This window comes from Legionella sp. PATHC039, assembly GCF_026191275.1.
Taxonomy (GTDB): Bacteria; Pseudomonadota; Gammaproteobacteria; order Legionellales; family Legionellaceae; genus Legionella; species Legionella pneumophila.
This window is the reverse complement of sequence record NZ_JAPHOP010000001.1, coordinates 1,917,632-1,931,961: the sequence shown is the minus strand read 5'-3', so window position 1 is coordinate 1,931,961 and position 14,330 is coordinate 1,917,632. Positions and strand designations below refer to the sequence as shown.

Genomic DNA, 14,330 nt, shown 5'->3' with positions numbered 1-14,330 from the left:
CCTGGGTATAAAGCATAACATTTTATTTTGTATATAAAGAACTATGAAGAGCTACACCCATTTTCTCTGAATTATTCTCAGATGGGGTATTACCTGAGAAAAATGAATAATAACTGGATGTACTTGGTTGTGCTTTTTTAGTGAGTCTAAATTGATGTGAATCCTGAAAATATGAGAAAAGTTTTAATCCAAAGTTTAAGTGAGGGTTTTTACCGAGTACGTGATTATATAAATCGTCGAGCTCCTTGCATTTTTCTGGACAAAATTGTTGCAATAATTCACTTGCATGATTTTTATTGATTTCACCCCATTTTTTCATAATGGCAGCTCCATTTCGAAAGGAAAAATTATTGGAAAATAGAGGGTTATTAAGAGTTTGTTGATTTAAGAAGAGATTAGCAACAAGAAATAAGGTGAGCACTCTCGTTTCTTTATAATTTGATGGTTCCGCTGAAAACACACTGGGCATTAACAACTTAAGTGGTACAAATACAGAATCAATATTTCCAATCACAAACAATAAATTCCAACTATTGTATAAATTCATCCATTGTTTATCGATATGAAATTGGGATATTTTTTTAGGTGAGTTATCAACTTTTAACTCAGGCATCAATGAATAACCTAAATCTGAATGAAGTGTAGTGCCTTGGGGCAAAGTAGTTTCAGCTAATTTAAAAGAAGTGGTGTATTCTTGTTCTTCCATGACGCCAATTAATCCCAAGCCAGCTTGTGCATTTAAAATACCACTGGTATTTTTATTGTGGCCTGTTGCATCTTCCCAAACCGCTTCTAAAATATTAACTCCCATAGCGGGTAAAGTACTTGTTGATGCAACATCAAAATTAGCAAGTTCTATATCTGCATTCCACCCAGATAAACGATTTTGGCTTACAAAATCATCGAGATCAGCTTGAGTTTCGGGATTTGCTCCCATCAGTCGGTGGAATATAATGCTTGTCAAACCAGGATCTATGGAAATCAGTTTTAATCTTTCAAATAAGGTGGCACGAGAAGGTACTCCAAATAAAAAATTGTAAAAAGGATTACCTGTTGCGCCTTTTCCTCTTTGCTTCATCATATGGTTATAAATATCATGAGCAAAATCGTTACTGTTAGCCATTGTAATGGTTATCGCCTCTAAAAGGCATAATAAATTAATTTGAAGCTGTATCGTAGAAGAAGCGTTTTCGATTTCAGCGTCATCAATTAATTCGTTTTCTTCGATATAGTCAAGCAAAGTCCATAAAGGATCATTATTTAAAATATCTGATTTGACCTTGCTAATTAACGGATTCAGATCAATGCTTTTCTTTTTAATTGTTTGGATAAAAAACTTATACTCTTCATTACCAGTAGTTAGCTTATCAAGCCCAAGAGCTGATAATAATTGCTTCATTATTTGAGGATTTGATTGGGGTACAAGAAATCGTTTAATACGGTTAAGAAAATTTAATGCCTTTGTTTTATTTCCCATATTATATTCCTAATTTAAGTCTAAATGTCATTATTTTACACAATTTGATTTTTTGTAGAATGCATTCGTTTGGAAAATAACGGTTTCGAAATTGGAAATTGAAAAATAAATAATCAGGGGATATTTTTTTATCTGGTTTAACTGAGGCGAATTATAAGTTGTCTCTAAAACAAGGTCAGAGATTTTAAACTGGCAAAAGAAACTAATTAAGCAGCTCTGTCAACGATTTTAAATCGCTTCCTTTTCTATAGCAATTCATGCCAACGTGCTAATACTTTAATTGATAAAGTAATTAAGGAGGCGGAAACAAACTTATAAGCCATCGATCTAATTGCTTTCAACCGTTTCGTAATTTTCTTGTGAACTATAAGCAATATCTTCCCTCATCAATTATCTGATTCTGGATAAATCAGCGTAATCGGGGTTAGTGTGTTTAACTCTAATGATTAGTGTGGCTTGATAGTGATGTTGTTTTATTATTCTGTTAATTCCTGAGTCATAAAGCCTAAAATTTGAAAAAGCCTAGTTCTAAGTAGATGTGGAATCATAGCTAAATCTTAAGCATCTTTCGTCCAGCTCATGAGAGTTTACCAAAGTAATTCCGGCATAAATAGCCTCTTGTTTTCCCTTTAAAAATGCCCATAAACGATCTCCATATGAAAAATGCCACCACTCACGCGGATAATTAACAAAATCATGCTCGTACATTATATCAAGAAGGATTTTTCTATTCTGAAATACTTCAGCTGAAATATTCTGAGAATAGGTTTCACAAATATCTGGATCGACTTTGTACCAATCTTTAATTGCCATACCAAAATCAATTAAATTTCCATTGGAGTCAATAACTTCAAGATCTACTGCACCACCAGTACTATGAGGGGGTATATTCGGTGCTCCTTTAAAAAAGTTTACGGGGGCAATTAATAAACTGGCTTCTTTGAAAAGCTCTTCCTCCGATTTATTGGAGTTTTTTAATCTCAAATTGCTATAGTGTTCATCGAATAGAACTTTTTGAACATTTAAGCTTCGTAACCCTTCATAAATTCTGAATTTCCAACCATTTGGAAGTTGCTTTTGAGCAAGACAGAGTTTTTCATATACGGTTTTTCTTAATTTAGTGTAATCATTTTGGGTTAAGGGTGTATCTGGAGGAGGTCCATAAGCAAGCTCTTGTTGTTCTTTTAAATCAACTAGAGGCTCATTATTTTCACGAATAGAAATACTATTAATTTTTTTTTCGTTAATATCAGGACTTTTTTTCATTATTTCTAACTTAGCGTCGAATTTTGAGAATTATAGTTTTTTTAAATTTAAGGCTCAATAATTCTTTCATTTATCCCTATTGATTTTTAATCAAAAAAACCATAAAGATGGCATTGCTTAATAATTTTAAAAAGATATAATTTCCTCCTTAATTTTAAGGAGGAAGTTATGAGTTTTGAAGTTAAATATGTACCTGTAAGTATAGCAGGGAGTGCAGTTCCATATTAACCGACTGCTTTATATCCTAGATGCCTTCATTTAGATTTGTATACCCTAAAATAAAGCCCTTTGTGGAATTTTGTTGGAGAAATGGTATGGTTTCTTTTTTCAAAATCCCAGGACTGTCAATCAATCTTAATGATGAAGTAAAGTTTATTTATAATGTTTGTTGTATGATGGATGGCGCAACACATTTAGATATTTTAAAAGAAAAAATATCACTTATTTATCCTAAAGAAAGCCAGTTTATAGAAGACTTATTGACAGTTCTCGATAACGAGTATTTGCTTGAGGATTCTTTTTATAATGTTTCAGATACATCTCTTGATGATAAAGAGAGATGGTCTAAAAATACTGAGTTTTTTGGCTCATACTGTCGGGCAAATGAAAATAAATATCAAAAACAAAAGTCGTTAAGTACAATAAAGGTTACCATTTTAGGGCTTGGTGGCGTAGGTTCAAATGTATTACTAAATTTGGCTGCTCTTGGTGTGCTAAATTTTAGGATTGTTGACTTTGATGAAGTAAGTTTATCTAATCTAAATCGTCAAATTCTTTATAATGAAACAGATGTGGGATTTTGTAAATGCGAGATCGCGAAATCTAAAATTTTACAATTTTTGCCTAAAGCTAATATAGAGCAGTTTAATAAAAAGCTTGAGAGTGAAAAAGGTGTTCTGGATATCATGGAAGGTCAGGATATTGTTATCGCCGCAGCAGATATTCCCCGCGATAAAATTTTAGATTGGGTTAATAGTGCATGTGTAAAACTCAAAATACCATATATAAGTGGGGGATTGGATAGTCTATGGGCTACTTACTTTTCTATAATTCCAGGTGTTAGTGGATGCATGGAGTGTTGGAAACAATCTGCTAGTAGTTGTAGTTCTCTTTATCAGGATATAATACGGGAAGAGCATTTTGTTTCTGCTGTTTCGCCAAATGTAGCTATTATGCCTATGATTTCAATGGTTTCGGGTCTTATTTCGACCGAGTTTTTAAAAATAGTAACCAATATTTCAGAGCCTAGCGCCTTAGGAAAGTTGTGTGTTTTTAATTTCAAAACTACACATATAACTGTTCAAGAGACTTGGGAAAAAATACCAGCTTGCCCTATTTGCAAAGATCTTTGAATTAATCGGTTTTAAAAGGATTATAGCTTACATTGTAGTCGTAAATATCAATGTTTTCTTTGGATTTTAATAAGGTTGCAAGAAAATTAGCTGGTCCTGATATAATTACAGCAAATATAATTTTATATGTATAAGCATATGCGATTAAAGTCGTTATTTCTTTAATGTTTAAAGTTCCATATAATGCCAAGGGAACGGAAATACATAGCATAATTAATTCGCCAATAGCAGACGAACAAATGCTTCTCAGCCAAAAATGTTTTCCTTTTGTAATTATTTTCCATTTTGAAATAATAGTTGAATTTATGAACGCTCCTGCTAGTACGCCGATCATTTCACTTGATAATGAACGCCAGAGTGAGCCTAGGACAAGATTATACGATTCCTCTTGATTTAATATGGGTGAAGGTGCTTGAATAGCAAAGAACACTAGAAATACGAAGAGATAATCACATACGAAAACAAACCAAATAATTTTCTTTGTAATTTTAAAACCATATACTTCGGTGATTATATCATTCCAAGTGTACGTTATCGGAAAAATTAAGGATGCTGCTGCACCAAAAAAAAATTGTAACTTTATTATCTTAAAAGATAAAACTAAGGAAGCAAGTTCACAAGCCAAATAAAGCATGGAAAGAAAAGTAATATATTTGTATGTGCCTATGCAGTATGTATTGGAGCTCTTTATTTGTGATAGTTTGGTTAGCATTATCGAATTGTTTTATTTAACTAATTTTAAAATAGGTTTATTAATGTTAATTTTTTTCTTTATATCTTTACTATTTTTCAGGCTAGCAAGAAAACCAATATAAAATGCTTGTGATGAATTAAATAGGATGATGGTTTTGCTTTTTGCTAATTCTATAGGGTCCATTTTATATATCAATCCATTATGAGAGTTCTGATAAATGATATCTCCAATGCGGTCTTGGCAAATGACTCTGTAGTTTGAGTTTTGATGGCTAGGATATTGTGGTGAAGAAGGGTTTATTTTCTGCTGATTTTTATTTTTACACCAATTTTTCCCCAAATAATACCCAATCCAGCAGGCTTGATGTGGGGGAAGAGAGGTGATTATATATTGATCATATCCAATATCTTCAATAGTTGAGACTAAGGTGACACCTTTCCCTCGACATGATATGACTACTTGATTTAGACATTCATTTATTTCTTCAATTTTATAAAGATATTTTTTTTCTGGGAAATATAATTTGAAAAAATTAGTTAGAAGATTAAGAAATTTCCTTATTGATAGTGGTAACATATTTAGCCTCTTCTTAGATAATGCATTGATAATATTATAACACCAATGATCTCATGTTCACTTTCAATGAAGTTCAGTGAGTCCGAGTTTTGAATAATCGGCAATAGTTTCATTGTTGGGGGATCAATCATTAATTCACGAAGGGAAACTGCCCCATCTTTTTTAATTTTAATAAGAATTAAGTCACCATCTATTGGCTTACATTCTGGATCAATAACAAAAAAAGTACCTGTAGGGAATCTTGGGTACATAGAAGGCCGACTTTCTAAAGCGTAAGCATTTAAACTGAGATTGTCGATAGAAACTAAGGGTATTGGTAACCAATTAACCCAGTTTTGATGGTCAATTGAACTTAAAAGTTCATTATTTGATATTTGCTCCCATGATATAATAGGGACCGCTTTTGGATTTCTATTAGTTTTTAATGGGTTCGTAACAGATTCGATGGGATTAAGCAAAGTATCTAAACTGACATTAAAGTATGCAGCAATTGATTTTAATGTTGAAATTCTAGGATCAGTCGTATGTCCACTTACAAGTCTATGAATCGTGTTGTAAGGAAGACCTAACGCACGAGCCAAATCGCTTTCTGAAACATTATTCTCTTTCATTAATAAAGAAAGGTTGTTAGATAAATTCTCATTAAATCTATTTATAGAATGATTATTAAGAAGTTGTTCTACCAAAATTATTCTCATTTTTATAAATACTCCAAGATAACATTTTTTTACTTATTTGAAAATATATTATTATTTTTTACTTTTATGTATCTAAAGCAATTTACTTTTTAGTAAAAAAATATTATCGTTGTTTTACTTTTATGTAATTATGTGATGCTAAAGTTATTCTGACTATTTCGCTAATGGAATGAAAATGAGTACTGAGCTGAATCTTGTCTTGGGAATCTATCGTGATGATAAGGAGTGATGAATATGTTTGAATCTGTCCAACAAATTAAAAATCCGGGAAAACAATACCTTCCATTCTATCATTCTACTAATGAACTGATACACATCCAAAACATTTTAAAATCTCAAGCCCCCATAGTTTCTATCAAAGAAGTTAATAAGCTCCACCAATTGGTGGCAAGAGCATCACTAGGAGAATATTTTTTAATACAATCAGGAGATTGTGCTGAGAGTTTTTATGAGTGTGATCAAGAAACAACTCATGCAAAATTAGGGTTTATTCAGCAGCTAGCCGAATTTTTCCAAAGAAAGACTGGAGTTACTGTAATCCAGGTTGGCCGAATAGCAGGGCAATATGCAAAGCCTAGAAGCAATCCTTATGAGTTTTCTCAAAATGAAAGGATTTACTCCTATTTTGGCGATATGGTGAATCAATCTCATAAAAAACATCGAACCCCTGATCCATGGCGAATGCTTCTTAGCTATAATTGCTCAGCTTCTATTTATCGAGAAATGAGTCGATGGAACCGAAGAATAGTGCCACAACAAAAAATATATACAAGTCATGAAGCATTTTTACTTTATTACGAACAAGCATTAACTCGGCTGGATGATAGAACGGGATTATATTATAACCTGTCAACACATTTTCCATGGCTGGGTAAACGCACAGTAAGCAGCATCCAACATATCAACTATTTGAAAAAAATTGCAAATCCGATTGCTGTGAAAATCGGTCCTGACACCTCTATTAGGAACCTTATCAAGATCATCAATGAATTAGATCCAAATTATCTTCCTGGGCGTATTACCCTGATTCCAAGATTAGGAGCACAACAAGTCCATCGCATTTTACCTCAGTTAATTGATGCTATAAAAGGAACAAAACGTACTGTTTTATGGAGTTGTGATCCCATGCATGGCAATACTGAAACGATTAATGCAGGAATGAAGATCAGGAAGCTCAGCAATATTATTGAGGAAATCAAGAGTTCTTTTTTGATTCATAAAAAGATTGGGAGTCAACTTAATGCCATCCATCTTGAAGCAACACATCAGGATGTGACGGAATGCGTAGATTACCAATCCTCTCTTTGCGACTTTAAGAAAAATTACAAAAGTTTAGTGGATCCTCGTTTAAATTACGCACAAACGATGCATGTTATTCATTGTGTTGCCAAACAATATGCTGAACGTTAAACGTGTTAAATAAGAGACTTCAACATGAACGAATTAAAACAAAACATAAAAATAGGTACCTTGGGGCCTAAAGGCACAAGCAGTGAGGCCGCGGTAACCCATTTTATTCAGATTTTTAAAAAAAAATCAGAAAATTATTCAACGGTTTTATTAAATAGTTTTCAGTCTGTTTTGCATGAATTAATTTATGGTGATCTTTCATTAGCCATCGTTCCCCATGCATACAGTGCAATTAATCTATTTTATATTAATCCCCAAATTAGCTTATATCGAATGTTTACATTCAATACTCCTCCTTATGGATTGGCAAAGCGGTCAGATGGCATTATTTCTCAGCACTATTGCCGAGTCGTATCTCATCCGGCACCGGCTCATTTATTGGATACTCTTTTAACTCAGATGGGCTTATCGCGCTATGAAATTACATTTGTCAATTCAACAAGCAAAGCTGCTGAAGAAGTTTATGAAAAGAGGGCTGATTTAGCGTTAACCAACATGAATGCGATGAAGAAATATGATCTCGTTTGCTGTGCTTTGTACGGTACGATTCAAATGGGATGGTCCGTATTTATTAAAAAGGAGCTAAGAGCATGAGTGATTTTTTTCCGATTCCTCAGCACATCAACTCTGGAGAGGGAATTAACTCCTATTTGTTTGACCTAAATGATCCAAAACAAACAAAAATTCTAATTTCTTATATTCAACCGGATGCGCAGCTTAAAGTGCACGCGCATCCTGAACGACAAATGGGAATGGCATTAAAAGGTTCCTTTACGATGCAAATTGATGGAAAAGAAGAGCAGTTGAATGAGCTAAAAAAAGCATATGCTATTCCTCCAAATGTACCCCATGCGGCATTTAATCGCTCAGAGAAAGTTGCTGTTGGCCTTGATATTAAACGCAAGATATGTGAGGAAACCCTTCCTGAAAAACAGGATTATTTTATTTATCCTGAAAATGAACGCACATTGAGAACAGGAATTAATATGTGCTTTTTTGTTAGTTCTTGGTGCGAGGTGATGTTAAGTAGGATACCACAGCATGCTTCGATGCCGGCTCATCAACACAGTGGTGAACAAATTGGTATCGCAGTCCAAGGTAATTACCTCATGCAAGTAGGTGATGAAGAGGAACATTTTCATTTTGGGAAAATTTATTATGCCCCAGATGAGGTGGTTCATAGTGCGTATAATCCATTTAAAGAAACTGCACTTTCTCTCAATTTGTTTTTGCCGCATCGCTACAATAAACCCAGAAAGTATAAACGAGGTTCCTAATCATGGATTTACATCTTACTGGAAAGGTAGCGCTTATTGCAGGCGGTAGTTCAGGTATTGGACTGGCAACTGCTCAACAATTAGCTCAAGAGGGCTGTTGTTTACTTTTATGTGGGAGAACACAAACAAGATTAGAAAGTGCAAAAGCCTCTATTTTGGCTAAATCTCCTTATTGCATGATTGAAATTTTTGAAACGGATATTTATGAAGTGGAAGCAGCTCAGTTATTGGTTACTCAAGCAGTTCGTTGTTTTGGAACAATAGATATTTTAGTGAACAGTACCGAGGGGGCTTCTTTTACTCCTGACACAGAAGTCTTTTGCAATCAAAGTTGGTTGGAGGCTTGTGAAAAAAAATTGTTAGGTTATATCCGGTTAATACAATATGTATTTGAGTTCATGAAAACACAATATTCAGGAAAAATCATTAATGTTGTTGGTTTAACTGGTAAAGAGCCTTCTTCTAATTTAATGATGTCTGGTGTTATTAATGCAGGATTAATGAACTTTATTAAAACTTTTTCAAAGACAGCCGCGCAGTACAATGTCTGCATTACAGGAATTAATCCAGGTTTTATCTTAACGCCAAGATATCAATCATTGATTCATACATTATCCAAGGCTTCCAGGCATCCTGATGAATTAATCGAAAAGAATATTTGCGAAGAGATTCCGTTGAAACGGCTTGGCAAGGCTCAGGAAGTCGCAGCTTTAATTACTTTTTTAGCCTCGAGTCTGGCAGATTACATTACAGGAACAACCATTTGTATTGATGGTGGCTTATCTCAAGGGGTATAACAGGAAAGAAATCATGAACAATCGATTTGATAATAAAGTAGTTGTTGTTACTGGAGGCGCATCAGGAATTGGATTTGAAACAGCACATCAATTTGCAGCAGAAGGAGCAATAACCATCATTGCGGATATTAATGCTGAAAAAGAAGCAGAGGTTAAAGCCGCTTTTAAAAAGAGGAACCAGGAATGTATTTATTATCACATTAATGTAGCCAACACCAATGAAGTGCAAAGGCTGGTGAATACGGTGATTGAGCGATATGGAAGAATAGATATTCTGTTTAATAATGCCGGAATAGAGATTTCTGGAGCTGTTGTTGATTTCACAGAAGAGGAATATCAGCAACTTATGGATGTTAATTTAAAAAGTGTTTTTTTATGTTCGAAGTATGTGTTGAAACATATGCGGGAACGCTCTTCTGGAGTCATCATTAATATGGCTTCGGTTGCTTCTTTTTTAGCGTGGAACGATGATGCACTTTATAGCGCAAGTAAGGCGGCAGTTAAATTATTGACTCAGGCAATGGCAGTCGAATACGCCCCCTACACGATTCGTGTCAATGCAGTAGCGCCTGGAATAATCGATACACCGATGACGGATAGAGCTATTGGTGCTATTTCTAATGTCACAGAACTAAAAAAGCTAAAGGGAAAAATTCATCCATTGGGACGTTTAGGGCTCCCTAGTGAGATTGCTCGGACTGTTTTATTTTTGGCATCTGATGAGGCCTCTTTTATTACTGGGGCCATCTTGCCGGTTGATGGTGGTTATTTAGCGGGTTAAGGATTTTAAAATGGAAAAAAAATCAGAGGCTAGTGTTTATTTGCAGTTGATAATAGTGCAACTTATTTGGGGTGGTGCGTTTATAATAGGACAGCTTGCATTAACAAAGCAGCCGGTCATGACGACTCTGCTTATTCGCAATCTGGGCGTTTCCTTAGGGTTTATCCTGATTCTTTGTTGCTCCAAAAAATATAGGTGGCTGGTGTTGCCTCGTCCCACTATATGGCCTCTGTTTGGCATGGGGCTCTTTGGTGTAGTGCTTTATAATATCTTAGCTTACTGGGGCTTATTGTTATCTTCAGCGATTAGTGCATCACTTTTAATCCCAACAGTGCAACCTTTAACTACGGTGCTTATCACTCATATTAAAGAAATAGACCAATTCAGTCGGTCACAACATCTAGGCTTGCTTGCTGGTTTCTCAGGTGCAATAGTCACATTAACGGGTGATTGGAGTTTACATCCTGGTTTGCACAATATACTAGGTAATTTACTCCTTCTTTTGGCTGCTTTTTCTTTTTCATTGTATTCCACGTTAAGCAAATCAGTGCTAAATCACCTCCCTTCATTGCATACCACAGCTTATGCAACCATTATCGGAAGCCTCTTGTTTTTTCCAGTCAGTTTTTTTGGTGATCACCACCTTATTCTGGAGTACCTCAGCATAGATTTTGGTTTATATATGGGCTATCTCATCATATTGGGTGGGGTGCTTTCTTTTTTATGGTGGTCTCATGGTGTGAAGTATCTTGGCTCCTCACAAACAGGAGTGATTACTCTGTTAATGCCTCCCTTTGCTTTGCTGCTAGCAGCTGTTGTTTTGCAGCAATCAATTAGCTTATTACAAATGATAGGCGTTATTTTGAGTTTATTAGGAGTAGGACTTAGTACTAGATTAGTGAAAGTCTCAACTCCCTTCTTTATAACAATCAATAAAAAAGGATGATGTGATGCATTTAAACAATAAATTAATTATCATTGTTGGCGCTTATTCTACAGGTCAGTATTTGGCGCCGGCTTTTATTTCTCGAGGGTATCAATGTATTCATATTCAACCTGGAACAACAATTAGCCCTTATTTTTTAGACTCGTATAGGCCGCAGGATTTTATTAAAAATCTGGTTTGGGACGGTGATGATAAAAAAATCCTTCGGGAGCTCTGTGAGTTTGATGTAAAAGCAGTGATTCCTGGTTCGGAAATAGCTGTTTTACTTGCTGATAGCCTTAGTCAAAAATTATCGCTTCCAACAACCAATGATCCAACCCTGAGCATAGCAAGGAGAAATAAATATGAGATGCAAAAAGCACTTGAGTGTGCGGGAATCAAATCAATTCCAGTTTTTAAAACGAATGAGATTGATGCAATTTTTAGTTGGCTGAAGGCTCAATGTCTTGATTACCCTATTGTGCTAAAACCCTTATCCAGTGCAGGAACTGATGGTGTAAGCATTTGTCAAAATCAAGAAGATGTTCAGCTTGCTTTTAATCAACTGATTGGCACAGTCAATGCCCTTGGGGAGAACAATGACGAGCTGCTCGTTCAACCATACCTTCATGGCACAGAATATGTAGTTAATACGGTGAGTCACGATGGGAAGCATTACATCACGGATATGATTCGAGTCAATAAAATAACCATCAACGCTTCTCCTGTCTATGATTACGCAGAGTTGTTATCTACTTCAGAACATCAGGAACTTTACAAAGTTCTAGCTGATTACGTTAAAAAATCGCTTGATGCCTTGGGTATAAAATTTGGTGCAGGTCACAGTGAGGTGATGTTAGTCAATGATAAGACTCCTGTGCTTATTGAAACTGCTGCAAGGCCGATTGGAGGAATAGATCTTTCCGCTTATACGGAAGCATTAGGATATAACCACATTTCTATGATTGTTGAATCTTATCTTAACCCAGATCATTTTCATAAAGTATTAAGGCCTGGAAATAAGTTGCCTTTATGTAAACGTCTTCTATGTACCTTTATGATTTCTCCAATCAAAGGAGTAATTTGTAATCAACCAGATTTAGTGTCAGTGAAGAGCTTACCCTATTTTCACAGTGTGTTTATGAAAACACAGGGCGTTCTTGAACAAACAAGTACACTGATTAATTGTCCTGGTTTTGTTAACTCACTTGGAATGAATCGGGAGAAGCTGATGCGGCAACATCAAAAAATACGTCAATATGAACTCAGTCTTTTTTCAAAAATGGTTGATTCAAAACTAGGAGTTAAGGGGGAGAGATGCGAGCAGCCTATGATGAGTTAATTCGATTGATGCACATGAGAATGGATTATGTGCATATTATTGCATCGTTGAAGTTTATTCTTAAAAAAACAATTTATGCACCATCTGTTGAAAAGGAACAATGCCGCCATTTAATGGAGATGGCATCGCAATTTGATTTGGATGCATCGTTTATCAGAAGTTTCATGAAAGTATTATGCAAAATATCTCGCGAAGCTCAAAGAAAAATGCATGCGATTTGGTCTTTAGATAAAGAGGCTTGTATGCAGTTTTTATTGAGCCAGGCGAATCATATTCCCATGCTGCAATTGAATGTTCTAAAAAATAAGTTATATGCTTTAAATGAGCATGCTCTGTTTCTTTGTGATCAACTAATTCATCTATTGCGTTTTTCTATTCGATTCATCGACATGCAAATAATCGGTTTGTTCTCTTCGGTGACAAACACTATTTCCCTGAGTTTTATAAAGGAACATTTTGTTGGTTGGTATCAATTTTCTAATAAGGCTTTACTGTACAAATTATTTTTGCTAATGAATAGGTTTGTAAAAAAGGAAAACGTATGTTGCTGAGTAATATGGATAGCGAGTGGGATATAGACGCGATTACTGAATATTGTCAGAGGATAAATGGAGTAGATTTAGGACAAGGTATTTCGTCCTTATCCGTTCCGGAAGAAATGTTAGTAGGAGTAGATAACACACTGCTTGATGAGATGTCGCACCATTATTCATCTCCTAAAGGAATAGGCGATTTAAGAAAGATGATTGCCAATAAGTTCTATCATTTCAACCAAATAATAGTTGATCCGGAAACGGAGGTGATCATTACACATGGAGCAACTGGGGCATTAGCTTGTGCTATAAAAGCTTTATTCAATCCGGGAGATGAGGTGCTTCTTTTTGAGCCATTTTATCCAGCACATCGAGGTCTTTTGGAGTTTTTTGGAGTCAATGTCAAGTTAGTTCCAATTCGTCTTAGTAATTTATCCTTTGATCTGGAGCAACTGGAACAATCCATCAGCAGTAAGACACGAGGATTACTTCTTTGTAACCCGGCAAATCCTTTAGGTAAAGTGTTTCAGGAAAATGAATTGAATGTCATTAGTATAATTGTTGAGAAGTATAATCTTAATGTGATTTCTGATGAAATATATGAATATATTACCTATGATTCTCATCGGCATGTTTCTTTTGCTCGCTTAGGGACTAATAAATCAAGGACTATTACAATTTCAGGATTTTCAAAAACCTATAATGCAACGGGGTGGCGATTAGGATATGCTGCGGGGCCATCTCACATCATACGCCAAATGGCTAAAATTCAAGACTTATTGTACGTATGTCCCGTTACCCCATTACAATATGCAGCAATGAATGCCGTATTTTTACAGGAATCCTACTATAAAAATCTGATTCAATTTTATCAGAAACAACGTGATATTGTGATTAATACCTTCATTGAATTTGGCTTTAAACCAATTCTGCCTCAAGGAACCTACTATGCTTTAATTGATATTTCTACCGGCTTTAATGACGATGAAACTGCATCAATGCAGTTCCTTCAAAAGGCAAAAATAGCCACGATTCCAGGACGTATTTTTTTTATATCGGCTATTGGTCAAAATATATTCGTATTTGTTTTGCCAAATCAGTGCAGCGATTGTCAGAAATTCTTTTGACAGAGCAGAATCTATTGTTCCAAAGACATTAAGTGTGATTTGAAAGGGCAGGCAAGTCCACATAGTATCGGCAGA

15 protein-coding genes are annotated in these 14,330 nt (G+C 35.1%); 10 read left to right on the top strand and 5 right to left on the bottom strand.

The annotated features are described in order from the left end of the window. Positions 1 to 22: 22 nt before the first annotated feature. Positions 23 to 1,477: a lpg2382 family Dot/Icm T4SS effector gene (locus OQI99_RS08640; protein WP_265731731.1), complete on the bottom strand. Its 1,455-nt coding sequence runs from the start codon at positions 1,475 to 1,477 to the stop codon at positions 23 to 25. A 528-nt stretch (positions 1,478 to 2,005) separates the two neighbouring features. Beyond that, positions 2,006 to 2,743 (bottom strand): M15 family metallopeptidase, encoded by a 738-nt coding sequence (locus OQI99_RS08635; protein ID WP_265731730.1) that lies wholly within the window; start codon positions 2,741 to 2,743, stop codon positions 2,006 to 2,008. A gap of 314 nt (positions 2,744 to 3,057) precedes the next feature. Between OQI99_RS08635 and OQI99_RS08630 the strand changes: the two genes are divergently transcribed. Further along, the gene (locus tag OQI99_RS08630) at positions 3,058 to 4,095 is read left to right on the top strand and encodes a HesA/MoeB/ThiF family protein (RefSeq protein ID WP_265731729.1); all 1,038 of its coding nucleotides are present in this window, start codon (positions 3,058 to 3,060) and stop codon (positions 4,093 to 4,095) included. Between the two features lies 1 nt (position 4,096). On the opposite strand, the gene OQI99_RS08625 is transcribed toward OQI99_RS08630, so the two are convergent. The 3 genes from OQI99_RS08625 to OQI99_RS08615 are packed head-to-tail and all read right to left on the bottom strand — an operon-like array spanning position 4,097 to position 6,063. Then, positions 4,097 to 4,807, bottom strand: coding sequence for a queuosine precursor transporter (locus tag OQI99_RS08625; protein ID WP_265731728.1), 711 nt, complete (start codon positions 4,805 to 4,807; stop codon positions 4,097 to 4,099). Positions 4,808 to 4,819: 12 nt separating this feature from the next. Further along, positions 4,820 to 5,365: a phosphoheptose isomerase gene (locus OQI99_RS08620; protein ID WP_265731727.1), complete on the bottom strand. Its 546-nt coding sequence runs from the start codon at positions 5,363 to 5,365 to the stop codon at positions 4,820 to 4,822. A 2-nt stretch (positions 5,366 to 5,367) separates the two neighbouring features. Next, the gene (locus OQI99_RS08615; protein WP_265731726.1) at positions 5,368 to 6,063 is read right to left on the bottom strand and encodes a helix-turn-helix domain-containing protein; all 696 of its coding nucleotides are present in this window, start codon (positions 6,061 to 6,063) and stop codon (positions 5,368 to 5,370) included. Positions 6,064 to 6,297: 234 nt separating this feature from the next. On the opposite strand from OQI99_RS08615, the gene OQI99_RS08610 reads away from it, so the two are divergent. Genes OQI99_RS08610 through OQI99_RS08570 form a run of 9 tightly spaced genes read left to right on the top strand, consistent with a single transcriptional unit; the run spans position 6,298 to position 14,255 of the window. After that, positions 6,298 to 7,473: a 3-deoxy-7-phosphoheptulonate synthase gene (locus OQI99_RS08610; protein ID WP_265731725.1), complete on the top strand. Its 1,176-nt coding sequence runs from the start codon at positions 6,298 to 6,300 to the stop codon at positions 7,471 to 7,473. 24 nt (positions 7,474 to 7,497) lie between these two features. Next, positions 7,498 to 8,067: a hypothetical protein gene (locus OQI99_RS08605; protein ID WP_265731724.1), complete on the top strand. Its 570-nt coding sequence runs from the start codon at positions 7,498 to 7,500 to the stop codon at positions 8,065 to 8,067. Beyond that, positions 8,064 to 8,750, top strand: coding sequence for a cupin domain-containing protein (locus OQI99_RS08600; protein WP_265731723.1), 687 nt, complete (start codon positions 8,064 to 8,066; stop codon positions 8,748 to 8,750). The genes OQI99_RS08605 and OQI99_RS08600 overlap by 4 nt, the downstream gene beginning before the upstream one ends. Positions 8,751 to 8,752: 2 nt before the next feature. Further along, on the top strand, positions 8,753 to 9,547 hold the full coding sequence (locus OQI99_RS08595; protein WP_265731722.1) for an SDR family oxidoreductase: 795 nt from the start codon (positions 8,753 to 8,755) through the stop codon (positions 9,545 to 9,547). Between the two features lie 13 nt (positions 9,548 to 9,560). Beyond that, positions 9,561 to 10,328, top strand: a complete 768-nt coding sequence (locus tag OQI99_RS08590) for an SDR family NAD(P)-dependent oxidoreductase (protein ID WP_265731721.1) — start codon at positions 9,561 to 9,563, stop codon at positions 10,326 to 10,328. 10 nt (positions 10,329 to 10,338) lie between these two features. Continuing rightward, positions 10,339 to 11,274 (top strand): DMT family transporter, encoded by a 936-nt coding sequence (locus tag OQI99_RS08585; protein WP_265731720.1) that lies wholly within the window; start codon positions 10,339 to 10,341, stop codon positions 11,272 to 11,274. Positions 11,275 to 11,278: 4 nt separating this feature from the next. Further along, positions 11,279 to 12,595: an ATP-grasp domain-containing protein gene (locus tag OQI99_RS08580; RefSeq protein ID WP_265731719.1), complete on the top strand. Its 1,317-nt coding sequence runs from the start codon at positions 11,279 to 11,281 to the stop codon at positions 12,593 to 12,595. Continuing rightward, the gene (locus OQI99_RS08575; protein WP_265731718.1) at positions 12,571 to 13,146 is read left to right on the top strand and encodes a chorismate mutase; all 576 of its coding nucleotides are present in this window, start codon (positions 12,571 to 12,573) and stop codon (positions 13,144 to 13,146) included. Before OQI99_RS08580 ends, OQI99_RS08575 begins: the two co-directional genes overlap by 25 nt. Continuing rightward, entirely contained in the window at positions 13,137 to 14,255 is a 1,119-nt protein-coding gene (locus OQI99_RS08570) for a pyridoxal phosphate-dependent aminotransferase (protein ID WP_265731717.1), read from the top strand. The genes OQI99_RS08575 and OQI99_RS08570 overlap by 10 nt, the downstream gene beginning before the upstream one ends. Positions 14,256 to 14,330 lie beyond the last annotated feature (75 nt).